This is a genomic window from Marinobacter qingdaonensis, from assembly GCF_034555935.1.
In the GTDB taxonomy this organism is placed as follows: Bacteria; Pseudomonadota; Gammaproteobacteria; order Pseudomonadales; family Oleiphilaceae; genus Marinobacter; species Marinobacter qingdaonensis.
Genome location: NZ_JAYDCJ010000001.1, coordinates 106766 through 132182, shown reverse-complemented (window position 1 = coordinate 132182; position 25417 = coordinate 106766). Strand labels below are relative to the sequence as shown.

Annotated in this window: 20 protein-coding genes and 1 tRNA gene; 10 read left to right on the top strand and 11 right to left on the bottom strand. The window is 58.3% G+C overall.

Going from position 1 to position 25417, the window contains the following annotated elements; genetic code table 11:
• The first annotated feature begins 5 nt into the window (after window positions 1-5).
• Entirely contained in the window at window positions 6-308 is a 303-nt protein-coding gene (gene ihfA / locus U5822_RS00580) for an integration host factor subunit alpha (protein ID WP_007151838.1), read from the top strand.
• Window positions 289-654, top strand: coding sequence for a MerR family transcriptional regulator (locus U5822_RS00575; RefSeq protein ID WP_322853684.1), 366 nt, complete (start codon window positions 289-291; stop codon window positions 652-654). The genes ihfA and U5822_RS00575 overlap by 20 nt, the downstream gene beginning before the upstream one ends.
• 669 nt (window positions 655-1323) lie before the next feature.
• Here U5822_RS00575 and U5822_RS00570 read toward each other — a convergent pair.
• Window positions 1324-1680 (bottom strand): RidA family protein, encoded by a 357-nt coding sequence (locus tag U5822_RS00570; protein WP_322853683.1) that lies wholly within the window; start codon window positions 1678-1680, stop codon window positions 1324-1326.
• 39 nt (window positions 1681-1719) lie between these two features.
• On the bottom strand, window positions 1720-2955 hold the full coding sequence (locus U5822_RS00565; protein WP_322853682.1) for a D-amino acid dehydrogenase: 1236 nt from the start codon (window positions 2953-2955) through the stop codon (window positions 1720-1722).
• A gap of 288 nt (window positions 2956-3243) precedes the next feature.
• Here U5822_RS00565 and U5822_RS00560 point away from each other — a divergent pair, with 288 nt between their 5' ends.
• Window positions 3244-4146 carry a LysR family transcriptional regulator gene (locus U5822_RS00560; protein ID WP_322853681.1) on the top strand — a complete coding sequence of 301 codons (903 nt, stop codon included), beginning with the start codon at window positions 3244-3246 and terminating at the stop codon, window positions 4144-4146.
• A 258-nt stretch (window positions 4147-4404) separates the two neighbouring features.
• On the opposite strand, the gene U5822_RS00555 is transcribed toward U5822_RS00560, so the two are convergent.
• Window positions 4405-4481: transfer RNA gene (locus U5822_RS00555), tRNA-Pro, on the bottom strand.
• 134 nt (window positions 4482-4615) lie between these two features.
• Window positions 4616-6259, bottom strand: coding sequence for an FMN-binding glutamate synthase family protein (locus tag U5822_RS00550; protein ID WP_322853680.1), 1644 nt, complete (start codon window positions 6257-6259; stop codon window positions 4616-4618).
• Between the two features lie 248 nt (window positions 6260-6507).
• On the opposite strand from U5822_RS00550, the gene U5822_RS00545 reads away from it, so the two are divergent.
• The gene (locus U5822_RS00545; protein WP_322853679.1) at window positions 6508-8097 is read left to right on the top strand and encodes a BCCT family transporter; all 1590 of its coding nucleotides are present in this window, start codon (window positions 6508-6510) and stop codon (window positions 8095-8097) included.
• Window positions 8098-8165: 68 nt separating this feature from the next.
• Here U5822_RS00545 and U5822_RS00540 read toward each other — a convergent pair whose 3' ends face one another.
• The 4 genes from U5822_RS00540 to U5822_RS00525 form a co-directional block, all read right to left on the bottom strand.
• Window positions 8166-9113, bottom strand: coding sequence for an alpha-L-glutamate ligase-like protein (locus tag U5822_RS00540; protein ID WP_322853678.1), 948 nt, complete (start codon window positions 9111-9113; stop codon window positions 8166-8168).
• Window position 9114: 1 nt separating this feature from the next.
• Window positions 9115-10632: an inactive transglutaminase family protein gene (locus tag U5822_RS00535; protein WP_322853677.1), complete on the bottom strand. Its 1518-nt coding sequence runs from the start codon at window positions 10630-10632 to the stop codon at window positions 9115-9117.
• Window positions 10629-11360 (bottom strand): ATP-dependent zinc protease family protein, encoded by a 732-nt coding sequence (locus tag U5822_RS00530; protein WP_482194199.1) that lies wholly within the window; start codon window positions 11358-11360, stop codon window positions 10629-10631. The genes U5822_RS00535 and U5822_RS00530 overlap by 4 nt, the downstream gene beginning before the upstream one ends.
• A 243-nt stretch (window positions 11361-11603) precedes the next feature.
• Window positions 11604-11993, bottom strand: a complete 390-nt coding sequence (locus U5822_RS00525) for a hypothetical protein (protein ID WP_322853676.1) — start codon at window positions 11991-11993, stop codon at window positions 11604-11606.
• Window positions 11994-12297: 304 nt separating this feature from the next.
• Here U5822_RS00525 and U5822_RS00520 point away from each other — a divergent pair, with 304 nt between their 5' ends.
• Together U5822_RS00520 and U5822_RS00515 are read left to right on the top strand one after the other, a co-directional pair.
• Window positions 12298-13932, top strand: a complete 1635-nt coding sequence (locus tag U5822_RS00520) for a DNA recombination protein RmuC (RefSeq protein WP_322854187.1) — start codon at window positions 12298-12300, stop codon at window positions 13930-13932.
• A gap of 5 nt (window positions 13933-13937) precedes the next feature.
• A complete protein-coding gene (locus U5822_RS00515) occupies window positions 13938-14795 on the top strand; it encodes a hypothetical protein (RefSeq protein ID WP_322853675.1) in 858 nt (285 codons plus the stop codon).
• Window positions 14796-14800: 5 nt separating this feature from the next.
• Here U5822_RS00515 and U5822_RS00510 read toward each other — a convergent pair whose 3' ends face one another.
• Window positions 14801-15820: an AraC family transcriptional regulator gene (locus U5822_RS00510; RefSeq protein ID WP_322853674.1), complete on the bottom strand. Its 1020-nt coding sequence runs from the start codon at window positions 15818-15820 to the stop codon at window positions 14801-14803.
• 196 nt (window positions 15821-16016) lie between these two features.
• On the opposite strand from U5822_RS00510, the gene U5822_RS00505 reads away from it, so the two are divergent.
• Window positions 16017-17084: a CaiB/BaiF CoA transferase family protein gene (locus U5822_RS00505; RefSeq protein WP_322853673.1), complete on the top strand. Its 1068-nt coding sequence runs from the start codon at window positions 16017-16019 to the stop codon at window positions 17082-17084.
• A 65-nt stretch (window positions 17085-17149) separates the two neighbouring features.
• On the opposite strand, the gene U5822_RS00500 is transcribed toward U5822_RS00505, so the two are convergent.
• A complete protein-coding gene (locus U5822_RS00500) occupies window positions 17150-20176 on the bottom strand; it encodes a hypothetical protein (RefSeq protein ID WP_322853672.1) in 3027 nt (1008 codons plus the stop codon).
• 238 nt (window positions 20177-20414) lie between these two features.
• Here U5822_RS00500 and U5822_RS00495 point away from each other — a divergent pair, with 238 nt between their 5' ends.
• The gene (locus U5822_RS00495) at window positions 20415-21929 is read left to right on the top strand and encodes a fumarate hydratase (RefSeq protein ID WP_322853671.1); all 1515 of its coding nucleotides are present in this window, start codon (window positions 20415-20417) and stop codon (window positions 21927-21929) included.
• 111 nt (window positions 21930-22040) lie between these two features.
• Here U5822_RS00495 and U5822_RS00490 read toward each other — a convergent pair whose 3' ends face one another.
• The gene (locus tag U5822_RS00490; protein WP_322853670.1) at window positions 22041-23495 is read right to left on the bottom strand and encodes a protein adenylyltransferase SelO; all 1455 of its coding nucleotides are present in this window, start codon (window positions 23493-23495) and stop codon (window positions 22041-22043) included.
• 120 nt (window positions 23496-23615) lie between these two features.
• On the opposite strand from U5822_RS00490, the gene U5822_RS00485 reads away from it, so the two are divergent.
• Window positions 23616-24554: a hypothetical protein gene (locus U5822_RS00485; RefSeq protein WP_322853669.1), complete on the top strand. Its 939-nt coding sequence runs from the start codon at window positions 23616-23618 to the stop codon at window positions 24552-24554.
• Between the two features lie 22 nt (window positions 24555-24576).
• The gene (locus tag U5822_RS00480; protein ID WP_322853668.1) at window positions 24577-25416 is read left to right on the top strand and encodes an HAD-IIB family hydrolase; all 840 of its coding nucleotides are present in this window, start codon (window positions 24577-24579) and stop codon (window positions 25414-25416) included.
• The last annotated feature ends 1 nt before the right edge of the window (window position 25417 follow it).

Here is a 25417-nt window from a genome sequence, read left to right as displayed (position 1 = left end):
GAGACATGGCGGCTTTGACGAAAGCGGAAATGGCAGAGCGGTTGTACGAGGAGTTGGGCCTCAACAAGCGCGAAGCAAAGGAAATGGTAGAAGCCTTTTTCGACGAAATCAGGGGCGCCCTCAGTCACAACGAGCAGGTCAAATTGTCGGGCTTCGGCAACTTTGACCTGCGCGACAAGAAGCAGCGGCCCGGCCGAAATCCGAAGACTGGGGAAGAGATCCCCATCAGCGCCCGGCGTGTGGTGACCTTCCGTCCCGGACAAAAACTAAAGCAAAAAGTAGAAGCCTATGCTGGAACCCAGTCATAACAACGAACTGCCCACCATCCCGGGCAAACGCTACTTCACCATCGGTGAGGTCGCCGACCTGTGTGCGGTCAAAGCCCACGTGTTGCGGTATTGGGAGCAGGAGTTCCCCCAGCTGTCGCCGGTCAAGCGCCGGGGCAATCGTCGCTACTATCAGCGCGCAGACGTCATCACCATCCGTCAGATCCGCAGCCTGCTGTACGATCAGGGCTACACCATTGGCGGTGCCAAGCAGAAGCTCAGCAGTCACGAGGTGAAGGACGATACCTCCCAGTACAAGCAGCTGATCCGGCAGATGATCACCGAGCTTGAAGACGTGCTGGAGGTGCTGAACGCACCGGCGAAGTGAAGGCAGTTTTTGCGACGAACACTGAAAAGCCGAAGCCAGATTCTGGTTTCGGCTTTTTTGATGCCTCTGCGAAGGCTGGGCGGGTCAGGCAAGCGGGCACAAAAAAGGCAGCCAAATTGGCTGTCTTGTTAGGGGAGTTTGGTCGGGACGGTAGGATTTGAACCTGCTACTCCCAGCACTTCATAAAGATAACTTTCCATCCAGCCCAATCTAAGCAAAATCAGACGTAATTTTATGCAATTTATATTAAAAGAATATTTTATGTTCTCTATCTAAGGAAATCCGTTGGCACCCAGTTTAAGTGAACGAGTAACGGTGGCCAAACGGTGACGAGGGCTCAGGTTAGTACGGACTGGGTGATGGAGGCTATTCCAGATAAGCAGATGAACACAAAGCCAGACAAATCAGATTGGCTAACGGAGTGTAGTGGTCAAGAAGAAAGGAGCGACAAAGGCTTTTTTTAGGTTCAGCATTTTCGGTGTATTCCTTGTTTTTATTTATGTTCGACGTTTTCATTAGCGCCAATTGAGACTTAGGGTGGCGGCTGAATCTACAGGTATGTAGAGGAGGCGATCACCTTCGGGCTCAGTGAGTTTAAAGAAGCATCATTACTCCAATTGCGATCAACACTGCCCTGAGACTGGTTAGCAACTTTTTGCAGGGACAAGATCAAGCGCTTGTGGCCGCGATTACCATGATTTCTACTAATACATCTTTGGATGCCAGGCGCGCTTCGACAGTTGCTCTCGCCGGCGCAGCACCTTCTGGCAACCAGTTAGTCCAAACATCATTCATCGCTGTGAAATCTCGATCGATGTCTTTTAGCCATATCTGAGCGCTTAATAGGCGGCTACGGTCAGAGCCCGAAGCCATAAGTAGTTCATCAATTTTTGATAAAACTTCCAGGGTTTGACCTCTTATGTCTAATTTACGGTTGGTAGATACCTGTCCAGAAAAAAATATCGTTCCGTTGTAAATTACCGCTCCTGAGAGACGGGGTGATTTATTTATACGACCAATGTTCATCAAAGGCTCCATTTGTTAGTTTTAACTGTTTTTAAATTTTTATTGACGACTAAGTCCATCCAGCTTGATCGTTGGCGACCGCCCTTCAATTAAGCTGCTTACTATCTCGGCACTGCCACAGGCGAGTGTGAAGCCAAGACTGCCATGCCCAATGTTCAGCCAAAGATTATCTATGCTAGATGCGCCTAGAACCGGCGTTCCTTCAGGTGTTGCTGGTCGCATACCTGCCCAAGCATCCGCATGCTGGAAATCCCCTGCATACGGAAAGCTGTTTTGTGCAATCTTCCGGAGGTCAGCAACACGTCCTGTACTTATGCCAGAATCCCATCCACCAATATCGACCATGGCAGCTACTCTCAATTGGTCATCTAGACGGGCATACACCACCTTATTGTCATAATCGGTGACGTTAGTTTCTGGCACGCCCTCACGACCTTGCAGTGAAAGGCTAAGGCTGTAACCTTTTAACGGATAAACAGGCACTTTTATTCCAAGAGAATCCAAAAGCGAAACGCTACCAATTCCCGCAGCAATCACGACATGATCAAACTCCAACTCATCAATACCCATACATAATGCTTTGGCTTTACTTCGATCCAACTGCAGCGTTGACACCTTCCTGCCGGTATGTAGATGGAAGCCACTGGATAGTCGAAGACGGTCAAGCAGCTGCTTGCAGAAACGGTGGCAGTCTGCCACCTCATCTCCAGGCGCATAAATTCCACCTTGCAGCTTTGCGTACAAATGACGTAACGCAGGTTCAGTCTCCAGGCACTGGTTCGGACTTAGGACTTGATATTCATCCCTTGATTGCGCATCACTTGCTTTGCGCCAGCTACTGCGGTGACGGTAAACCACAAGCTTGCCGTTGGCGCGCCAGGCAAAACCATCCAAACAATCTTGTTCGCGCCATTTGCGCAAAACCCTTTGACTGAGTAGTGCCAAGCGCAGAAGATGAGCTGAGTTGCGTTTGTTTACCGATTGCCTGCAGGCAAGCAAAAAAGCCATGCACCAGCGCCACTGCTTTGGGCAGAATTTAGGTCGAAAGCGCAGAGGGGAACTACTCCGAAGCATCCAGCCTAGCGCCTGAAAAGGCACACCAGAATCTGCCAACGGAGCGACGTACCGGTAACTTAGTTGCCCTCCATTGGCAAAACTGGTTTCAAGTGCAACGTTGTCACGTTGCTCGATAAGGTCGACTTCATGCCCATTGCGCACCAGTGCATAGGCTGTAGTTAGGCCGATCACGCCACCACCAATTACCGCTATTCGCATATCCAACCCTCCGAAGATCGATAGATTGAGGATATGAGGATCACTAGCTTGACTTCTAATGAAAATTCGATTGGTTGTGATAATCTCTGGTTATGTGTTGGATGGTCTATAATCGAATTATGTTTCTTCAATAAATATAATTTGGATTAACAATATTTTTGTTTGTTAAATTGATTTCAATGTTGATATAAAGTTGCTGGATTGTGTTTTTTTGTTTTAAGTGTTTGGGTTTATATTTAAATAATTAGTTTAATTTTTTATTTCTTTTGTTGGGGATAAGTTTTAATTATGAATGTGCGGCATATAGAGTTGTTTCAAGCTATATTGCAAACGGGTACACTGACCGCTGCTGCTGAGTTATTAAATATTTCGCAGCCTGCCGCCAGTAAAATGCTTCAGCATGCTGAGCAACAGCTAGGGTTTTCTTTATTTGATCGCGTACGTGGTAAGCTTCAAGCAACCGCTGAGGCACGTATCCTCCAGCAGAAAACCGAGAGTCTGTTTTTTGACTTACAGAGCCTGCGCCGCCTAGCTCAGAGCTTGCGTCGTGGTGAAGAGAGTTCTTTGCGTCTTGTTTGTACGCCAGCTCTGGCCCAAGACGTATTGCCCGCGGCTATATGTAAATGGAGAGAAGCCTATCCTCACGTTCACTGTGAGCTGGCCACGCAGCATACTTCTGAGATCATTCAGGCGTTGCTTTTACGTGAAGCAGATATAGGCCTAACCTTGCAACACGTTGAGCATTCTGGTTTACAAACTGAGTGCTTGTGCTTAGGGGGCATACGGGTAATTGCCCCTCCTGGGTGGTGGTCTGAAGAGGACTTAAGGCAGTCTGTCAATCTTCAATATCTGGCAGATAAGCCGCTGATCGGTATCGATGCGCAAGATGGATTGGGAGGACTGCTTCGGACTCACATTCAGGATCTTAGCCCGCGTCCTAAGATCAATACTTGGGTGCAGACTTACCAATTAGCAAAAGGCTTGGTTGAGGTCGGCCAGGGGCTTGCCTTGGTTGATCCCTTGACCGCCGCCCAAACAGGAGCCGGGGGCAAAGTGCAGGCGCGTTGTATAGAGCCTAGGTTGACGGTGCCTCTCTATCTGCTTTTTCGCATAGGCGAACGCACTTCTCTTGCCGGAAAGGCATTGATTCAGAGCATACGGGAATACGCCAAGGAGTTGTTTGATGATTGAGGTCGGGCAGAGCTCAAAGTGGGAAGAGGCGGGTGCTAGGGAGGTATGGAGGCTGCTTGGGAGAGAATTCGGGTAAGTGAAGTATCATGTTTTTGGTGGAGCCGTATCTTACAAAAGATTTGTTTGAACGACACGCAAATAAGGGTGACTGATTGGTGGCAGGAGATCTAAACGTTCGAGAAACGGTGACGGTAAAGGCTGTTTTCCAAACAAAACTTAGCCCGGTTCTTTCGATACCGGGCTAAGTTTTGATAATTCTGGTCGGGACGGCAGGATTTGAACCTGCGACCCCCTGCACCCCATGCAGGTGCGCTACCAAGCTGCGCTACGCCCCGAGACGCTGACGCCAGTGAGAAACTTGAGAGTTATCTCAGTGGCTTAGCGGGAGCGAAGTCTACACCAGGCCACCAGAAAAATAAACAGCCGCGCGCCATAAAAAATGCCCCCGGGCGATATTCCCGTCGGCGCCTCAGCGCAACTTGGTCTCTCTCAGCTTGAGGATGAATTCTGGCGGCTCAAAGGTGTTGGCCGTAGCGTGGGGCCAGTACTTGTCGAAGACGGTCATGCCGGTTTCGCCGTCGAGCAGGGCGCCGGGTTCCAGGAAGTGGAACAGGTCCATGTAGGAGTGCACCTCGGTTTTCGACGTGCGCCGGACAATGTGCTCCGGGCCGAGCTCCGAGGGGTGCCTGAGTCCGGAGGCCTCAAGCAGGTGTTGCAGGGCGTCCAGGGTGTTCTTGTGGTAGTTGAAGACCCGCTGGCTTTTCAGCTCCACATCCAGCTTGCCGCTGCGGCGAGGGTCCTGGGTGGCGACTCCGCTCGGGCAGCGTCCGGTGTGGCAGTTCAGGGCCTGGATGCAACCCAGGGAGAACATGTAACCGCGAGCGGAGTTGCACCAGTCGGCGCCGAGGGCCAGGGTGCGGGCGATGTTGAACGCCGAGGTGATCTTGCCGGCGGCGCCGATGGCGATGTCATCGCGCAGGTTGGTGCCGACCAGGGTGTTGTGAACCAGCAGCAGGGCCTCGTTCATCGGCATGCCGAGCCGGTTGATGAACTCCAGGGGCGCCGCACCGGTGCCGCCTTCGCCGCCGTCCACCACGATGAAGTCGGGTTTGCGCCGGGTTTCCAGCATCGCCTTCACAATTGCGAACCACTCCCAGGGGTGCCCGATGGCCAGTTTGAAGCCCACCGGCTTGCCACCGGACAGCTCCCGGAGGTGATCGACGAACTCGAGCAACTCCACCGGTGTGGTGAAGGCTGAGTGGCTCGCCGGCGACACGCAATCCTCTCCCACGGCGACGCCTCGCGCTTCGGCGATCTCCGGGGTCACCTTGGCGCCGGGCAGGATGCCCCCGTGGCCGGGTTTGGCGCCCTGGGACAGCTTGATCTCAATCATTTTCACCTGGTCCAGGCGCGCGTTGTCCCGAAACATATCTTCGTTAAAGCTGCCGTCCTTGTGCCGGCAGCCAAAATAGCCGGACCCGATTTCCCAAACCAGGTCGCCGCCGGGCTGGCGATGGTAGCGGGAAATGGAGCCTTCCCCGGTATCGTGGTAAAAACCGCCCATCTTTGCGCCGGTGTTCAGGCTGAGGATGGCGTTCGCCGACAGCGACCCGAAGCTCATGGCCGAGATGTTGAACACGCTGGCGCTGTAGGGCTGGGCGCAGTGTTTGCCGATCAAAATGCGAAAATCACTGTCCTGGATGTGAGTGGGCGTCAGGGAATGATTCATCCATTCGAAGCCCTCTTCGTACATGTTTAACTGTGACCCGAACGGTCGCTTGTCCAGGACGTTTTTGGCGCGTTGGTAGACGATGCGTCGCTGCTCCCGGGAAAACGGACGCTCTTCGGTATCGGACTGGATAAAGTACTGGCGGATCTCGGGACCGATGGACTCAAGGAAATAGCGGATGTTGGCAAGAATCGGGTAGTTCCGGCTGATGGTGTGCTTTCGCTGCAGCAGGTCGTAAGTGCCCAGCGCGGTCAACGCGGCAAAGATGAGCGCGAACAGGTAACCGCTGTCGGTGAGCAGGGCGATGGCCGTGGACACGATGAAACCGACGATGCTGAGCGCGTAGACGGTGTAGCGAACCGGAAACGTGGTGGTTTTCTCCATTGAGACCTCGGGTGACTCTATTGGCCAGTGGGCGGATTGTTTGCTGTTCAGTATAAAGATACGCGCCGGGAACGGCAGCCGATCGCCAGCTATCTTGCTATCAGTGCAGCGATTTTGGTCTATGCTGGAATGAGGCGCAGCCAGTATCTCGATTTTTGATGTTTTGAGTTCAAAATATTAGTATGTCGCGCTTGTAACGTTCGAATACCTAATCCTGACAAGACTTTCCAGACTAGGAGGCTCCAAACGTGGGCGAGGTAGTGAAAGACGAATATCAGACGGACTACGTCGCGGGCCAGGATAATATCAATCCGTTCGGCCTCGACCTTCATGCTCCGGTATTTCCAATCACGGCGATACTGGTCGTGCTGTTTGTGGTGGGTACCCTGATTTTCCCGTCCGAAGCCAAGTCGCTTCTGGACGGCGCGAAGTGGGACATCATCGCGACATTTGACTGGTTCTTCCTGATCAGCGCGAACATCTTCGTGGTGGTGTGCCTGGCGTTGATTTTCATGCCAGTCGGTAAGATCCGCTTGGGCGGAATGGACGCCAAGCCCGAATTTTCCACCCTGTCCTGGTTCGCCATGCTGTTCGCAGCGGGCATGGGCATTGGCCTGATGTTCTGGGCGGTGGCTGAACCGACGGCCTATTACACCGGTTGGTACGAGACCCCATTTAACGTGGAACCGAACACTCCGGAAGCCGTGGATCTGGCCATGGGTGCCACCATGTTCCATTGGGGCCTCCATCCCTGGGCGGTCTACTCGGTGGTTGCGCTCTCCCTGGCGTTCTTTGCGTTCAACAAGAACATGCCCCTGACCATCCGCTCGGCCTTCTTCCCGCTTCTGAAAGACAAGGTGTGGGGTTGGCCGGGTCACATCATCGATGTGTTGGCCGTGGTCGCGACCATTTTCGGTCTCGCGACATCCCTTGGCTTTGGCGCGCAACAAGCCGCCTCGGGCTTGGATTATCTCTTCGGTACGTCCTCTGGCATCAACGTTCAGATGGCGATCATCGTCGGCGTGACCGCGGTTGCTCTGGTTTCCGTACTGCGCGGCCTGGACGGCGGTGTAAAGATTCTGAGTAATATCAACATGGCGCTTGCAGGCCTGTTGTTGTTCTTCATCATCTTTGCCGGTCCCACCATGACCGTGCTGGAAACGCTGTGGGTAACGTCTTCCAACTATGTCGGCAATGTCCTGCAGCTGAGTAACCCGTTCGGTCGTGAAGACGAAGCCTGGTTCCAGGGTTGGACCGTGTTCTACTGGGCGTGGTGGATCTCCTGGTCACCGTTCGTGGGTATGTTCATCGCTCGCGTTTCCCGTGGCCGCACCGTCCGCGAGTTCGTGACCGCGGTTCTGATCGTGCCGACTGTCATTACCGTTGTCTGGATGAGTGCCTTCGGTGGTACCGCCCTGGAGCAGATCCAGAACGGCATTGGTGCCTTGGCTGCTGATGGCTTGACCGATGTGTCGCTGGCCATGTTCCAGATGTTTGCCAACCTGCCGTGGACAGGGATCATCTCCTTCGTGGGTATCATCTTGGTGCTGGTGTTCTTTGTGACCTCATCAGACTCCGGTTCACTGGTGATTGACAGCATCACCGCCGGCGGCAAGACCGACGCGCCGACTGCCCAGCGAGTGTTCTGGGTGGTGATGGAAGGTGCCATTGCCGCAGCGCTGATCTTCGGTGGCGGTGAGGATGCCCTTGGTGCCATCCAGGCGGCGGCGATCAGTGCCGGTCTGCCCTTTACTGCTATCCTGCTGATCATGACCTGGGGCCTGCTGAAGGGCCTGACCCATGAGCGCAAGTTGCTGTTGGCCAAAGGCGAGCTGTAACAGCGTACTGGGCACACAAAAAAACCGGGGCCAAAGCCCCGGTTTTTTTGTGCCTGTTTGTAGCCTCCTCAGAGTGCCGCGAAGACTTCCATGGCGTAATTGGCCCGATCCCGGGGCGTGAAATGCGGGCGCTTCAGGCGTTCGATGGTCCGCAATCTGGGCAGCAGTCCGCGGCCATTGGCCATCTGGATAGCGAGGCCAGGGCGGGCGTTCAGTTCCAGCAGCAGAGGGCCTTCCTTGGCGTCCACCACCAGATCGACCCCCATGTAGCCAAGCCCGGTGGCTTCGTAGCAGCGGGCGGCCATTTCCAGCATCTCGTCCCAGGCATCGATATCGATGTTTTCCAGGGCGTGGCCGGTGTCTGGGTGCAGGACAATGGGGCGGTTGAACTGCACCGCGTTCAGGCTGCGGCCAGTGCCGATGTCGAGGCCGACCCCGACAGCGCCCTGGTGCAGGTTGGCTTTGCCGTCTGAGGCCTTGGTGGCGAGCCGGAGCATGGCCATCACCGGGTAACCCCGGAACACCACGATGCGGATGTCGGGCACGCCCTGGAACGAGAAACGGGCGAGGGTGGGTTCGGACTCGACCAGGCTTTCGACAATGGCGACGTCCGGTGTGCCGGCCAGGGAATAGAGGCCGGCCAGGATGTTGGTGAGGTGGCGCTCCAGATCACCGGCCGCCAGGCGGGAGCCTGAGGCCTTGATGTAGTCGTCGCCGTCGCGCCCGGTGATCACGGTAATGCCCTTGCCGCCGGAACCCTTGGCGGGTTTGATGGCAAATCCGCCCAGGTCTTCCGCCATTTCCCGGAAGCCGGAAATCTCGTGTTGCTGGCGCACCACCTGCAGCAGCCGGGGCGTTTTCACCCCGTACTCAGCGACCGCCAGTTTGGTCTTCAGCTTGTTGTCCACCAGCGGGTAGGACGATCGCTCGTTGTACCGGGCTATGTAGTCCACATTGCGCCGGTTCATGTTCAGCATGCCGAGCCGGTTGAGGGTTCGCGGTGAAATCCAGCCCATATCAGTCGTAGGCCTTCATCGGTGTGAACCGTTTTAGCTCGCTCAGCTTGTAACCGGTGTACTGGCCCATCAGCAGGATCAGGCCGAGGATCACAAAGTGCAGCTCGGGGAAGTTGAAGGTCAGGTGCCCGGCCAGGGGGGCGCTCATCAGCAAGTAGGCGCAGATGGCCACAAACATGCTGCCGGCGCCCTGTACTATGACCTCGTGGGCTCCTTCTTCCTCCCAGAGGATGGACATGCGCTCGATGGTCCAGGCAATGATGACCATGGGGAAGAAGGTTACGGTCATGCCGGTGTTGAAGCCCATTTGGTAGCCAAAAATACTGAGCCCGGCGGTGATGAAGATCACCAGGATGATCAACGCCGAAATCCGAGACACCAGCAGCAGGTTCAGACTGGAGAGGTAGCCGCGCATCATCAGGCCAATGGACACCACCGACAGGAAGGCGATCAGCCCCGGCACCAGCGTGGTCTGGACGAATGCTACGGCGATCAGCACGGGCATGAAGGTGCCCGAGGTGCGAATACCAATGACGATGCGCATGAAGGCCACCATCAAGGCACCCAGGGGCAGCAGCAACAGCATGCGGAACATGCTTTGCTCCTCGATGGGCAGCGCGTAGAAGCTCAGGAAGCCAAGGCCGTTGGAATCCACCTCCATAGTTGCCAGCTGGAGCGCCGGCACGGTTTGTCTGAGCATGGAAAAGCTGACTTCGGAGTTGTCGCCGCCGACCACATCGAGCAGCGACGCCGAGCCCTGGCGCCAGAGCAGCAGGCTGTCCGGCACGCCCTGTTCGCCGGTGTTCGGGTCGAAAGTCAGCCACTGCTCGCCGTTGTAGATTTGCAGGAAGGGTTTGAGAGATTGGCGGCGTCGAGCGTCTTCCAGCTTTAGGCCGTCGGCGGTGCGGGCCGGAATGCCGGAGTGGTTCAGCATGTCCACCAGCAGGTCCAGGTAGTTCTCCTCGGACACCAGCAGGGTGGTGTTCTGGGTTCGGGCATCCGGCTGCATCAGGCGAATCAGCTCCCGGGTCATGCTTTCGGGGGTGCTGGAACGTTCGGACGCCTGGGCGAGGACTTCGCGTACCGCCGTGGCCTGGGGCTCTTCCCAGAATACGTTGCGGGCGCTGGGTTCCCGGCTCGGGATGTTTTTGCTGACAGTTTCGGCCGGCACAAACTGCGCCTTGAAGTACAGGGTTTGCGGGCCTGAGACGTCCCGTTTGGTCCACTCGGCCGTCCGGTTGCCGGACTTGTCGAGGATGGAGAAACCGTAGCCGGGCGAGGCGGCCTGCTCCATCAGGATGCGGAAGCCGGGCGGATCCTCCGGCACGTTCAGGCTGGCCTGGACGGCGCTGTTGGCGGCGTCGAAATCGATGCGGGCCTCGATCATCCAGACCGGCCGCTGTTCGCCGGTGAGCCAGGGAATGCCGAGTTCAACGTGACGCCATACGGCCAGTGAAATACCGGCCGCGATCAACAAAAAGACACCGATGTAAAAGGGCAGGCGGGAGCGGGGTTTCACGAATCGTTCCTGTTCTTGACGATGGAGTCGGGCAGCTTGGTGGCGAATTCACGACCGACGTCGATCAACATGACGTCGCGGAGGACATTGCGGCCGATGAGGACTTCGAACGAGAGATCGTACCGGTCCGTGAGGGTGAATTCGGCGACCTGGCGATGGTCTCCGATGGCAAACTGGAGTTCAACCACGATGCGCCGCTCCGGGTCCTCGGCGGCCGCCTGGGTGACCTTGACTCGACGGGAAATCTCTTTCTCGAGGGTGACCAGTTCGTCCGAACCCGGTATCGGCACATCGAAGCGGACCCAATTGTTGCCGTCGCGTTCAAACCGGGTGATGTTGCGGGCGTCGATGGAAGAGGTTTCGGCGCCAGAGTCGATCCGGGCGGTGTAGATGTGATCCGTGGCGGCCAGGTAAATCCGTTCTACTTCGCCCACGATCAGTTTGCCTTTCAATCGCTGGGCCATGCCTTTGGACAGATCCAGGGTCGGGCAGACGGTTTTGGGCGGCATGGGCGGACAGCTGGGTTTTTCCACCTGACTCTTGATGGTTTCAATGATGGACTCGGTGGATTGCTCGTGCTTGGCCAGCAACTGCTCGTGGCGGACGGTCGCGTTGCTCTCCATGGTCACCAGGGTGGCCCGCTGGGTTTGCACCGAGGTGCTCAGTCCGTCCAGGTTCTCTTTCGGGACCATGAGGTAGCGGTCCGACGAGCAACCGGCCAGCGCCACCAGAAACCCTGAAGCGAGCACGACCTTTGAGAGGGGAAACCCAGTCCGCATCCGTTTAAAACCCATCAATTACCCCTGCGCCGGCAGTCGTTTCTCGCCCGAGAAAATGGCTCACGACGGCCACTGTGAATGTTTAAGAAGATAGTAGGCGCAGCAGTATACAACAACCAAACTGTGTAGTTACTTTACAGTTGGTTAAGAGCTCTTTTTTTCGACTGGATCTCAGGTTTGAAACCTAAGTGCTCACCGGAACAACAGGTTACCATCACCCAGGCTGGTCTCGGACCGGAGGAACTCCTGAATGACCGGCGAGCAGTTGAGGTAGAACAGCAGCAGCTCCCGCTGGACGTCCTGATCCTGGATGCGGGCGGCGTAGGTGATCAGGTCGCGGATGGCTTCATCGCTGCCAGCGTCATGCTTGGCCGGTTCGAAACCCTTGCCATAGCGGGCTTTCAGGAGGTTGGTGAGGCGTTCAAGGTGAAACTCACCGGTGTGGGTGATGTGCGGAAGGATGCGGAATTGCCGAGGTGAGCGACTACCACCGCGGGTACGGAACAGCCCGACCTGCTCGGGGTCGGAAAAGCCCGATTGCATGAAGTCGTTGCCCAGTTTTCGCCAGAGTTCTTTCAGCATGATCCGTAGTCCGTTATCGGTCCTTGATCGTCGCTCAGGCGATTAAGAAAACGTAATGCCTGAAAACGCAGGAACATTTTACCCTTTTAGACGATATTACGAGGCGCGTCTATAAACAGATGCGCTCGTTTCCCGGAATTGCCAAGTGGTCGAACTCCCATGGCGCCTCCAGTTTACTGTCACGTGGTTGAGCGAAAAAGGTTCCATGGATGAGGTAGACTAGCCCGAACAACGTGTTCCCGCGTTAAAGCCAAACCTAAGTAAAACAGGAGAAAACGCAGTGCCAGAGGCTGTCACCGAATTGATGTTGTCGCGGCCGGAGGCCATGGCAGGCTGGATGGGTATGTTGGTGATCGCCCTGTGCGTAATGGCCGGGCTGCTGATTCGCGCCAGCTCCGAAAAACGCGCTCTGGTGGCCGAAAAGGCAGCCCTCGAGGGCGAGCGCACCGACGCCGAGCGACTGTTGCGCGAGACCCAGCACGAAAATGCCCTGGACCGGCAGCAGGCCGAGCACCTGAAACGGGCGCTGGACGAGCAGAAGCAGCGCCTGAACCGGCACGAGCAGGACCTGGAACAGTGGCGCCAGAAAGCCACGGGCCTGGAAAATCGGGTGGCCGGGCTGGAATCCGACCTGGAGGCCCGCCGCAGTCGGCTGGGCCAGCTGGAGCGGGAGCGGGAGGCCCAGCAGGAACGCGCTGAACAGTTGTCACGGGAGCTGCACGAGGCCCAGGTTGCGCTGCGGGAGCAGGAGGTCACCCTCGATAAGGAACGCCGCGCCACGACCGAGAAACTGGAGCTGCTGGAACGCAACCGGGACGCCTTGAAGCAGGAATTCGAGAACCTGGCCAATAAGATCTTCGAGCAGAAGAGCGAACGGTTCAGCCAGCAGACCCGCACCAGTCTGGATACCCTGCTCAATCCGTTCCGCGACCAGTTGCAGGATTTCCGCAAGCGGGTGGAGGATGTCTACACCACCGAAACCCGGGACCGGCAGGCGCTGCGCAGCGAGATCAAGTCGTTGCAGGATCTGAACCGCCAGATAACCGAGGAGGCGTCCAACCTGACCCGCGCGCTCAAGGGCGACAAGAAGATCCAGGGCAACTGGGGCGAATTGATCCTGGAGCGGGTGCTGGAAAAGTCCGGGCTGCGCAAAGGCGTGGAATACGAGACTCAGGGCAGCTACCGGGATGGCGAAAACCAACTGTTGCGTCCGGACGTGGTGGTGCATCTGCCGGACAGTCGCAATCTGATTATCGACTCCAAGGTGTCCCTGCTGGCCTACCAGCAGTGGGTGACCGAGGAGGACGAGACCGTTCGGGAAACCGCTCTCAAGGATCACGTGGAGGCGGTGCGCAATCACATCCGGACCTTGAGCGAGAAAGATTACAGTCAGCTGAATGGCCTGCATTCACCGGATTTCGTGCTGCTGTTCATGCCCATCGAGCCGGCCTTCGTGGCGGCCTTTCAGCAGGACGAGAACCTCTTCGCAGAAGCATTCGAGAGAAAGATTATCGTGGTAACACCCACCACCTTGCTGGCGACCCTGCGCACCATCGAGAACATCTGGCGCTATGAGCGGCAGAGCCAGAACGCGCGCCGGATCGCGGAGCGCGCCGGGGCGGTCTACGATAAATTGAGGGTGTTTGTCGAAGCCATGGAGCGCCTGGGCGGCCAGCTTCACACCGCCCAGGGGACTTACGACTCGGCCATGAACACCCTGACCCGGGGGCGGGGCAACCTGATTTCCCAGGCCAACCGGTTCGTGGAGCTGGGGGTGCGGGTGAAAAAAGAGCTGCCCAAGGGCATTATGGATCAAGCGGAAGTGGACGCCGGAGACGATCCCGACCGGGACACCGATTCCGCCCCCCGGCGGGATTCCGACGAGTCCGAGGCCGAAACCGAAACCCAGGCCGTGGGCGCAGAACATCAGCAGGAGTAAAGGTCATGGCAGTATCCAAGAACAAGGCTCGTCGGCTGTTGCAGGTGATGGCTCTGGCATCGGCACTGACGGCGGGGCAGGCGCTGGCCTTGGCGCCCGAACATGAAATGCGCCGGCTGATGCTGGCCACCGAGGAAGCGGTTGCTTCGGAAAGCTGGGGTGAGGCCGGGGAATACCTGAACCGTCTGCAGCAGCTCGAAGGCAACAAACCGCCGGAGTACTTCTATTACCGCGGGCGGGTCATGTACCAGGCTGCCCACCTGAACGAGGCCCAGTCCGCGCTTGAGGCTTACGTGACCGCGGCCGGCACCGACGGCCGTCATTATCAGCAGGCGTTGAAACTGATCACCGAGGTGGAAAAGGCCCGGAAGGAACGGGCGGTGGCGCCCCAGAACGGCAACGGCGAGTCAGGCAAGGTCGCGGTGATCGAGCCGGCGGGAGACCAGGAAGTGGCCTCCCTGCGTAAGCTCTACCTGGCCAACTCGGATCGTCAGGCCCTGGCCATGCACCTGAACAGCCTCTTGGAGGTGGCCGGCTGGCGCGCCGACCAGACCATTGTGCGGGTCGACAAGCCGGCCGACGTCAGTTACCAGGTCAGCACCACCGACGACATCCTCAATGTGCAGGAAATTCGCCGGGACGCCAGCGGCCGCGTGGTCAGGACGACCGAAGCGCTGTCGGTGTTCGGCGTTAATCCCCAGGTGGAGTGGGGGTGTGAGTCGGCGGCAACCGCCTGCTGGGTTTACGATCCGAGGGATGGCTCGCGCTTGCTGCAACTGTCGATGGATCGGGATCAGACCCGGGAAATTGCCCGAACCCTCGGGCGCCTGATTCGCAACCTGCAGACCCCGTCGGGGTCCTGAGGCCCTCAGTTCGCGAGGGTGCCCCGCTCGCCCTCGCGGTAGGCCCCGGGGGTGACCCCGGTCCATTTCTTGAACGCGCGGTGGAAGGTTGAGGGTTCGGTGAACCCGACCTTGCTGGCGATGTCGTTGATGGGCAGCTCCGGGCGGCCCAGGTAGTAGATGGCCATGTCCCGCCGCAACAGATCCTTGATCTCCTGAAACGAGGTATTTTCCTGCTTCAGTCGTCGCCTGAGGGTTTGCGGGCTGGTGTGCAGTTCTGCCGCAATCCACTCGAAATCGGGGAGGGGCTTGGAAAAGTCCCGGCCAATCAGCGCCCGGATCTTGCCGGTGAAGGTGTTGCTCTCGTCCGGGCGGGACAGCAGATCCGCCGGTGAGGTCTTCAGGAACTGCTTCATTTCCGAACGGTCGCGAATGACCGGCGCGGACAGAAAGCGCCGGTCGAAGGTCAGCGCGGTGCGATCGGAGTCAAACGCCAAGGCGCAGTGGAAGATGTGCCGGTACTCGTCCGCGTGGGCGGGGCGGGGGTAGTCAAATTCCGCCTTGTCCAGCTCCACCGGCTGGCCGATCAGCCAGCTGCCGAGTCGATGCCAGATCACCAGCATGCTTTCCCGCAGGAAATAATCCGGATCGTCGATCTCACCCTCAATGCGGGTGACCAATTGGGGCTTGGGACCCCTGGTTTCCAGTTCCATGGTGACCATGGGCTCGAACAGCCGGGAGAACTGGAATGCCTGCTTGTAGACCGCCTCCAGGGTCGGGCAGTCGATGGCCAGCGCACACATGGTGGCGAAGGTGCCACTGCGGGCGCGTCGGGGCCCGAATCCCATGAACTCGTCGTCCAGCCGGTGCCAGAGCAGCTGCAGCAGATGGCTGAACTGGTCGCTGCTGACCCGAGCCATCTCGATACGCAGCAGATCCGGCGAAATACCCGCCTCCAGCAGCAGCGGCCGGGTGTCGACCCCCAGCCGTTCAGCGCCGCCCAAGGCGGCCTGCACAAAATGTCTTGAAACCGTCAGGTTGGACATAGCACTCGTGAATACAGGGAAACGAAGCCCATCATAAGTGCCCGCGGCCACAATGCAACTGGCCCGGCTGCCCCGGGTTGGAAGAATTGGTCAATTGGATTGGGGGAACCGGTAGTTGGCCCAGTTGGCAAAAGCGGGCAGGATGAGGCGAATCTGCAATCCAACAACACACTCGCGAGCCGCGAAGGAGAACGCCATGGCAGGTCCCCTGACCTCATTGAAAGTATTGGACTTCAGCACCCTGTTACCGGGGCCCTACGCCACCATGATGTTGGCGGACATGGGGGCGGAAGTGCTCCGGGTCGAGGCACCGGACCGGGTCGACCTGACCAAGGTGATGCCGCCCTTTGACGGCAAGATCAGCACGGCCTTTTCCTACCTGACCCGCAGCAAGCGCACTCTGGCTTTGAACCTGAAACAGGCGGAAGCCGTGGACAAGGTTAAGGAGCTGGTGCGTGACTACGACATCGTGGTCGAACAGTTCCGACCCGGAGTGATGGACCGTCTCGGCATCGGCTATGAGACCCTGAAGGCGATCAATCCCCGCCTGATCTATTGCGCCATCACCGGTTACGGCCAGACCGGCCCTTATCGTGACCGCGCCGGACACGACATCAACTACCTGTCCATTGCCGGCGTCAGCAGTCACTGTGGCCGCGCAGACAGCGGCCCGCCACCCCTGGGCATTCAGGTGGCCGACGTCGCGGGCGGCTCGCACCACGCGGTCATGGGCATTCTGGCCGCAGTGATCGAGCGCCAGCAGACCGGCGCAGGGCAGTTCGTCGACATCAGCATGACCGACGCCGCCTTCGCCCTGAACGCCATGGCCGGCGCTGCCAGCCTGGCTGGCGGCCAGGAGCAGCAACCGGAAAGCGCGCTGCTGAACGGCGGCTCCTTCTACGATTACTACCAGACCCGGGACCAGCGCTGGCTGTCCATCGGCAGCCTCGAACCGCAATTCTCAGCCAGACTCTGCGATACCCTGGGTTTGAGCGAACTGAAGTCCCTTGCGCTCAGCCAGAAGCCGGAAGATCAGCAGCGGTTAAAAACCGCCCTGAAGGACAAGGTGGCGGAAAAGACCCTGGTCGAGTGGCAGGAGATCTTTGCCGATCAGGATGCCTGTGTGGAGCCGGTGCTGACCATTACCGAGGCGGCGGAGCATCCGCAGTTGAAGGCGAGGGGTATGGTGATTGAGGTGGATCGGGGGGATGGGGTGATGCAGAGGCAGATTGGTAACCCCATTATCTTTGGCGTTAAGACTTAAAACTGATTTGAGCGGCAAAAAAAGCCCCGGCAAGAGCCGGGGCTTGTTCGTCTTAATGATTAGTATTACGGGTTTTCAGGAGTTGGAGCCTCTGTCTTCACGAACGCAGCGTTGTTGAACTGAATGGCGCCGCCATCATTCGCAAAGAAGGAAATGATGTTGGCAGCCATGTCAGCAAAAACCGCCTCCTGAGTAGTCGTTTCAGGTCTGATGATAGTTGTGTGTGTGCCGGCAGTGAAACGCACGGCGTTTGCGTCTGCACTCAGTGCGCCGGTTGCTGAGACGGTATCTGCTTCCAGTTGCATGATCAGGGGCTCTGTACCCGCGAGAGGCGCTGGCAGAGCATCACCCAGTGGTCGAGTGTAGGTGCCGGCGTAGGCAGTGTCTGCGGCAACCGGAATGGTCTGATCCTGCGTACTCCGATCTGAACCGTCCCCGTAAATTTCGTTTAGGTAGACTTTGCTGTTGCTGTCCAGCAAAGAGGATACGAAGTTATGGGGTTCAGCGCTGTCAAGGGAGGCTTGAGCAACGTTGAAGTACAGTTCGAGGTTAGAGGTGCCTTGTGTAAGGCCAGATCCAGCCAGGCCCTCAAGCACTCTCGCACCAATTGATGGGGAGTTTTCCAGGAGCTTGGCAATGCCTGCGCCGGGAGTTACGAACGCCGCTGCGCTGAACGGCACAATGTTGTCGTTTCCGATAGTGTCAGCTTGGGCCGCCCCATTTACTAGTGCCACCGTGGACGTTCCCAAGATGCCACCAAGAGAATGCCCCACGAAATAAACGCTTGAGCCGCTTCCATCCGCCTGAACGTTTACGTCGGCAATTGCGTTCGTGTTGGGGTTGCTGTCGCCATCTGCGTTGTCCAGGTCAATGGCGTTCAGATTAACCAGGCTTGCATTGAGGTTGAGCAGGTCTACTACCCCTTGACGATTATTATCTCGAGCGGCAGGCAAGTTGCTCAGATTCAGGAAGAACTGAGCAGACGACCCCAGTGCTTTCTCGGGATCGGTGCTGTACACCATCCGGGTTGGGTTTCCATTCGCGTTCTGCGCCCAGCCGAAATGACGCTCGTTCATTGGCAGCGGGCTGTCTACATACGAACCTCCACTCAGCGTTTTATCAACGCTCAAGCCTAAGGAAGGATCTACATCGCCAGTGGCGAGTTTCGGTGCGATGCCGTGCAACGGCAGATCAATTGCGACAGTGACGAAACAGCGCGCCCCAAGTTGGTTGCCAAGAGCCAGGCTGTGCGATCTATTCCCAAAAATTCCATGCTGATAAATAACAACATCATATGGTTTGGCCAGACTACACGTCGTTCCTGGCGGCTGATCCGGTACTTGTGCTGTTGGGTTGGGAACCGATACCAGCATCGGTATGTTCACCATGGTTTCGTTTTCAGCGGCAAACGGGAACCGGTAAGTGACCTTGTCCGAGGGAGGAGTGTCGCCGGAAGGGTCAATTAGGCCTCCTACGGTAGTCGACGCTGTCCAATTGGAGTTCAGATTAGCTGGGTTGGTCTTGGTTGGGATGCCCAAGTAGTAGGGCAGTTCCAAGCTTGTTTGGAACACTGATCCACTCTCAGGGAGCCCGAGGGTAGCGGATGATACTCGAGTGGCTTCAATAAAAGTGGTTCCAATTGTTCTTGGCTCCGGGTTACTGAAGTCAGCGCCCGCACCTGAAAGTGCACTTGCGGTGCCTGCCGCACTGGCTCGAAGATTAGCGTCGCCTGCGTCGGCAATCGCAGCATCTGCTACGGCGTCGAGAGTGCCGTACTGGGTGCTGGCGTCCAGAGCTTCGAAGGCATCTGCATTTGCGGCCAAGTATTTTGCAATGGCCTCTTGCCGTACCGTGGTGACAGAATTCTTGTAGAAGAACTGCGCGGGCGAAGTGGCGGCCTCAAGAACGTCTGTTGTACCCCCGGTTGTGAAAGTCAGGGAGAGAGCAATATCGTCAGCCGTCAAAGCCGGAAGAGAGGCTGAGGCGCGACTGGTGTTGGTCAAGGCATTGAAATAGCCCTCTGCCAACGCCTCCCAGCTTTGAATGGCGGACCGCACTGGCGCCAGCGCGGCATTACCGAGTGGCTCTTCGGGATTGCTGATGTTTTGGTAAGCAGGTGAGCCAACCAGGCTTTGCCCCACGGAGTCCTTCACTTCATCTGTTACAACCACCAAGTACTTCTTCTTCGGGTCAAGTGGTCGAAGTGGTGTAATGCGCAGCGTGTTGTTAACGCCGCCATCTAATGACACGACCTCCGCGCGGAACTCGTTGTTGAAGTCGAAAACTGCTCCAACGGTTTCTGCGCTTGGGGCTGCCTGGGCTGTAGCGAATGCAATCCCTAGATCAAATGTTGGTGTTTCACCGGGGAAAGTCGACCGCTCGGGTTCAGGAATGTCCCCATTCTCGACGAGCTCTGCGATTAGATCGGTGTAATGGGAGCTGTTGTTAAGCAGGGGGTCACCGCCCGGGAAGTCCAAAGAGAGCAAAAATACGTTTTGCTGAGGGTTAGGCGCTGGAGATCCACCTCCGGCATCAATAACAGGAGTAGCGTTTACGGTGTCAGGATCTATGGAGCCGGACAGTTTGATGTCGAACTGTGCGGTCGTCGACGAGCCGTCCATGAAATCAAGGGCGTTCGTAATGGCGTTGTCATCGGACCCGCTCAAAGTGCCATCCGCATTTGCACCCTGCTCGAACTGAAGGTCGCTTGGTACGGGGAGTGCGCTTGTGATGGGGTTAAACACCGGCCAAGTCTTACCCGTGAAGTTGGGGTTGCTGATCTTGTAATTCGGGTTCGCGTTCTTGCCCGAACTGCCACTATCAAAGCAGCCTGTTAGTCCAAGGGAAGACGCCACGGCAACGCTTATTAGAGTTTTCTTGAACATGGGTGGAACCTTTTCCTGTTGTTGTGTCGTTATGTTCGGCAGCTGACGGGGCCGGTCTGATCCGGTAAGCCCGTTGTCAGTGGCCTGTCCTGCATTATCTTTTATCTGAAATTGTAGCCAGCGCTTTGAGCCAATTTCTGTAGCTTCGACTATAGCGACAGTATGGCAAGTGTTGATCAGCCGAAAGTGTGATTCTGACCCTTTCAATACCCTCCGCACGAATGGATATTGGACATACTGCAAAATAGTTGGCGCTGCCGGGTTTGTCGAGCCGTAAGCGTCGGAGAGTCAGGACAAAATTCCGGATTCAGGCGCCTCTCTGTTACACGGCTTCAACACGAACTCACCAAAGCGCCGGTCACTCGCCCGGTGGTTTTTCTGGTAAACTCTCGCCTCTACATTTTTCGATGACCCGAAATAACGATAGCAAGCTGATGAGGCGCCTATGACCACCGTAATCCGCCAGGATGACCTGATTGAAAGCGTAGCGGACGCGCTGCAGTTCATTTCCTACTATCACCCGAAAGATTTTATTCAGGGGGTGTATGAGGCTTACCAGAAGGAAGAGTCCCAGGCGGCCAAGGACGCCATGGCCCAGATCCTGATCAACTCGCGTATGTGTGCCCAGGGGCACCGTCCGATCTGTCAGGACACCGGCATTGTTACCGTATTCGTGAACGTGGGCATGAACGTGCAGTGGGATTGCGACATGCCGCTGGACGATGTGATCAACGAAGGCGTGCGTCGGGCCTACACCCATCCGGATAATGTGCTGCGCGCCTCGGTGCTGTCTGACCCGGACGGCAAGCGCCAGAACACCAAGGACAACACCCCGGCCATCATTCACTACAAGCTGGTGCCGGGCGACACCGTGGAAGTGCACGTGGCCGCCAAGGGCGGTGGTTCTGAGGCCAAGTCCAAGTTTGCCATGCTGAACCCGTCCGACTCGGTTGTCGACTGGGTGCTGAAGATGGTGCCGCAGATGGGTGCCGGCTGGTGCCCGCCGGGTATGCTGGGTATTGGCATCGGCGGTACCGCCGAGAAGGCGATGGAGCTGGCCAAGGAATCCCTGCTCGACCCGATCGACATCCACGACCTGAAGGAGCGGGGCGCGTCCAACCGTTCTGAGGAACTGCGTCTGGAGCTGTTCGACAAGGTCAACGACCTGGGCATCGGCGCCCAGGGTCTCGGTGGCCTGACCACGGTGCTGGACGTGAAGGTCAAGGATTACCCGACCCACGCCGCAAACAAGCCGGTCGCCATCATCCCGAACTGTGCCGCGACTCGCCACGCCCATTTCACCCTGGATGGCACCGGCCCGTCCCTGCAGACCCCGCCGAGCCTGGACGACTGGCCGGAAATCACCTGGGAAGTGGGTGAGAACGTGCGTCGGGTGAACCTGGATACCGTCACTCCAGAAGACGTCAAGGACTGGCAGCCGGGTGAAACCGTGCTGCTGTCCGGCAAGATGCTGACCGGCCGTGACGCAGCCCACAAGAAGATGGTCGACATGATCGAGAAGGGCGAGGAACTGCCGGTGGATCTGAAGGGCCGCTTCATCTATTACGTGGGCCCGGTGGATCCGGTGCGGGAAGAAGTGGTGGGGCCGGCTGGCCCAACGACCGCCACCCGGATGGACAAGTTCACCCACACCATGCTCGAGAAGACCGGCCTTACCGGCATGATCGGCAAGGCCGAGCGCGGCCAGGTGGCCATCGACGCCATCCGCGAGTTTGGCGCGGTGTACCTGATGGCGGTGGGCGGTTCTGCCTACCTGGTGTCCAAGGCCATCAAGAACGCCGAAGTGGTGGCCTTCCCGGAACTGGGTATGGAAGCCATCTACGAGTTCGAGGTGGAGGACATGCCGGTCACCGTCGCGGTCGACTCCCGCGGCTCGTCCGTGCATCAGACCGGCCCGGCCGAGTGGCACGAGAAGATCATCGCCGCCAAGGCGGTCTGATCAGCCGACCGAACGGTTGGTAAAAAAAGGGGTGAAGCATGGGCTTCACCCCTTTTTTGTGTCGGTGTGCATGGCGGCGAGCCTAGCCGCGTTGTTGTAGCCGCTGACGAATCACGACGAGCAACTGATATTCAGGTGCTTGCCCCAGTCCGGGGGCAGGGCGGCGTAGTGCTCGTTTTCCGGCTGTTCGTCGAAGGGCCGTGCCAGCACCTCCAACAAGTCGTGCATGGGCTCGTAATCCCCGTTCTGGGCTTCCTGAATCACCTGCTGGGCCAGGTAGTTTCTCAGCACGTACTTGGGATTGACCGCGCGCATGGCCTGCTCCCGCTCTTCCGCCGAGCGGCTTTCCTCGGCCAGTCGCCCTTCGTAGCGCTCCAACCACTGGTCCGCCACGCTTCGGTCCACAAACAGATCGCGCACCGGGCTTTGGCCCCGGCTGGCAAGGTTCGACAGGCCGCGGAAAAACGAGGTGTAGTCCACATGGTGTTCGTGGAGCATGCTGAAGGTGTCCATGATCAGGCCGAGATCGGACTCCTGGGTCTGCTGCAGGCCGAGTTTGTCCCGCATATTCTGCAGGAAGCGCGCGTTGTAGGCCACCTCGTAACGGCGCAGACCCCGGCGCACTGCGTCCTCGTCCATCACCGGCAGCAGCGCGTTGGCCAGGTACTGGCAATTGGTGAAGCCGACCTGGGGCTGGCGGTTGTAGGCGTAGCGCCCGCCCTGGTCGGTGTGGTTGCAGATGTAGCCGGCGTCGAAGTCGTCCAGGAAGGCGTAGGGGCCATAGTCGAAGGTGTCACCGATGATCGACATGTTGTCGCTGTTCATCACCCCATGGCAGAACCCGACCGCCTGCCAGTCGGCAATCAATCGCGCGGTGCGCTCCACCACCTCCTCAAACCAGCGTTCGTGTCGCTCGTCCTCGGGCAGTGAGATCAAATGCGGGAAGTGCAGGGCGATCACATGCTCCAGCAGGGTTTTCACCGTCTCCGGGCCCTCGTGATGGGCGGCGAACTCGAAGTGGCCAAACCGGATGTGGCTCTGGGCGACCCGGACCAGGGCCGCGGCGGTTTCGATGGATTCGCGCCGGACCGGGTCCTTCGCGCTCACCATGAACAGGGCGCGGGTGGTGGGAATGCCCAACCCTTCCATGGCTTCACTGCACAGGTACTCGCGAATGGTTGAACGCAGCACCGCCCGGCCGTCGCCGAAACGGGAGTAGGGCGTGGTACCGGCGCCCTTGAGGTGCCAGTCCCAGCGCCGGTCGTCCGGGCCTACAGTCTCCCACAGTAACAACCCCCGGCCATCGCCCAGCTCCGGGTTGTACATGCCAAACTGGTGGCCGGTGTACTTCATGGCCACCGGGTCCATGCCCTCGAGCAGCTCGGCACCGGCACCAACCTGGGTCCATTCCTCCGGGTTGCTGGTGTGAAAGCCCATCTCCTCGGCCAGCCGGTGGTTGAAGCACACCAGTCGGGCCCCGGTCAGCGGGCTGGGCTGCACGCGGGTGTAGAAACTGTCGGGGAGTTCCAGGTAGCGGTGTTCCACTCGAAACTCGTTGCTGCTCATATAATGCCTATACTCCCACTGGTATGAATGCTGCTAACTCTTTTATTGGGCGCTGTGGTTGAGAGAACGCTATTCCCTCGACCTGCCTCATTTCTTGCGCCGTGTCACAGGAACCTGAACGTGTCTGAACCAGAACTCAAGCAAACCATCGCCGACCTGATTGAACGGGAATCCCTTCCTGACACCTACGCCACCACCGTCGAACAGACCATTCTGCCGCTGGTGGCGCACATCGAAGCCGTCCGGGACCGGGCCGATGGCCCCGTGCTGATTGGCATCCATGGCGCCCAGGGCACCGGCAAATCCACCCTGACGCTATTCCTGCAAACCATCCTGAGCCAGCACCGGGGCTGTCCCTCGGCCAGCTTCTCGCTCGATGACCTCTACCTTACCAGAGCCGAGCGTCAGGAACTTGCCCGCACTGTGCATCCATTGCTGATGACCCGGGGCGTGCCGGGCACCCACGATGTGGCGCTGGGCCTACAGGTGATTGAGCACTTAAAGACCGCGGGGGCCGACGATCAGACTTCGATCCCCGCTTTTGACAAGACCATCGACGACCGGGTTCCGGCCGAGCGCTGGCAGGTGTTCACCGGGCCGGCCCAGGTCATCCTGCTGGAGGGCTGGTGCGTCGGCGCGCGCGCCGAACCGGATGCCGCCCTGGACCGGCCGATCAATGCCCTGGAGGCGGACGAAGACCCGAGCGGGGAATGGCGCCGTTATGTGAACGCCTGCCTGCAAGACGCCTACCGGCCGCTGTTCGACCGGTTCGACAGCCTGGTGATGCTCAAGGCGCCGTCCATGGACAGCGTGCTGGAATGGCGAACCCTGCAGGAGCACAAGTTGGCGAACCGGTTGAAGCGTGCACCAGAAGCGGGCGGCTCCGAACCATCCGCACCACCATTGCGCATCATGAGCGACGATGAGGTACATCGATTCATCATGCATTACGAGCGAGTGACCCGATCCTGCCTGGCGGAAATGCCGGACCGGGCGGATGCAGTCATTGAGGTGGCTGAGGACCATTCCCTGGGTTTGCCCCGCTTCCGATCCCTGTAACCGCCCGCGATGGAGGGTGTTCATGACCGAACCCACGACCAAGCCCACTAGCAATCCCACTAGCAAACCCCGGCTCCTGATCATTTCCGATCTGGACGGCACGCTGCTGAACCACGACAACTACCGCTGGGAGGCGGCCGCTCCGGCTCTGGCCAAGCTCGATGGCGCGGGCATTCCGTTGATCCTCAATTCCAGCAAGACCGCGCCGGAAATCCGCAAGGTCCGCGAAGAGCTGGGCAATCTGGCGCCGTTCATTGTCGAAAACGGTGCAGCGGTGGTGATCCCGTCCGGGGTTTTCGGCAACCCCAAGGAGCAGGTGGTGACTTTTGGGGCATCCCGCCCGGAGGTGCTCAAGGTGCTGGCGGCCCAGCGCAAGAACGGCGCCCGGTTTCGTGGCTTCGAGGACATGACCGACCAGGAGCTGGCGGACCTGACCGGGTTGGACCGGTCGGCCGCCGCCATGGCCCGGGATCGGCTCGGCACCGAGCCACTGCTGTGGCAGGGCAGCGAGGCGGAGTTGGCCGAATTCCAGACCGCCTTGCAGGCGGAAAACCTGCGCCTGGTGCAGGGCGGGCGGTTCTATCACGCCATGGGCGTGTTCGATAAAGCGGATGGGGCCCGCTTTTTGCTGGAGAAATACCGGGAGCAGTATGGCGAGCAGCCGGTGATTGCCATTGCCCTCGGCGATAGCCCCAACGACCAGCAGATGCTGGAGTCGGCGGACATCCCGGTGGTCATCCGCGGGGTCCACAGCGACGAGGTGCAGTTGCCCTCGGCCAAGCACGCCATGCGCTCCCTCAAGCCCGGCCCCGACGGCTGGAATGAGTGCGTACTCAACCTTCTGTTCGAGTACGGGTACTGAA

Excerpts from the sequence above, each read along its gene's own strand:
- ihfA (WP_007151838.1), top strand. The coding sequence starts at position 6 with ATGGCGGCTTTGACGAAAGCGGAAATGGCAGAGCGGTTGTACGAGGAG.
- U5822_RS00575 (WP_322853684.1), top strand. The coding sequence starts at position 289 with ATGCTGGAACCCAGTCATAACAACGAACTGCCCACCATCCCGGGCAAA.
- U5822_RS00570 (WP_322853683.1), bottom strand. The coding sequence starts at position 1,680 with ATGAACATTGGTCGTATAAATAAATCACCCCGTCTCTCAGGAGCGGTA.
- U5822_RS00565 (WP_322853682.1), bottom strand. The coding sequence starts at position 2,955 with ATGCGAATAGCGGTAATTGGTGGTGGCGTGATCGGCCTAACTACAGCC.
- U5822_RS00560 (WP_322853681.1), top strand. The coding sequence starts at position 3,244 with ATGAATGTGCGGCATATAGAGTTGTTTCAAGCTATATTGCAAACGGGT.
- U5822_RS00550 (WP_322853680.1), bottom strand. The coding sequence starts at position 6,259 with ATGGAGAAAACCACCACGTTTCCGGTTCGCTACACCGTCTACGCGCTC.
- U5822_RS00540 (WP_322853678.1), bottom strand. The coding sequence starts at position 9,113 with ATGGGCTGGATTTCACCGCGAACCCTCAACCGGCTCGGCATGCTGAAC.
- U5822_RS00525 (WP_322853676.1), bottom strand. The coding sequence starts at position 11,993 with ATGCTGAAAGAACTCTGGCGAAAACTGGGCAACGACTTCATGCAATCG.
- U5822_RS00520 (WP_322854187.1), top strand. The coding sequence starts at position 12,298 with ATGTTGTCGCGGCCGGAGGCCATGGCAGGCTGGATGGGTATGTTGGTG.
- U5822_RS00515 (WP_322853675.1), top strand. The coding sequence starts at position 13,938 with ATGGCAGTATCCAAGAACAAGGCTCGTCGGCTGTTGCAGGTGATGGCT.
- U5822_RS00510 (WP_322853674.1), bottom strand. The coding sequence starts at position 15,820 with ATGTCCAACCTGACGGTTTCAAGACATTTTGTGCAGGCCGCCTTGGGC.
- U5822_RS00505 (WP_322853673.1), top strand. The coding sequence starts at position 16,017 with ATGGCAGGTCCCCTGACCTCATTGAAAGTATTGGACTTCAGCACCCTG.
- U5822_RS00495 (WP_322853671.1), top strand. The coding sequence starts at position 20,415 with ATGACCACCGTAATCCGCCAGGATGACCTGATTGAAAGCGTAGCGGAC.
- U5822_RS00490 (WP_322853670.1), bottom strand. The coding sequence starts at position 23,495 with ATGAGCAGCAACGAGTTTCGAGTGGAACACCGCTACCTGGAACTCCCC.
- U5822_RS00480 (WP_322853668.1), top strand. The coding sequence starts at position 24,577 with ATGACCGAACCCACGACCAAGCCCACTAGCAATCCCACTAGCAAACCC.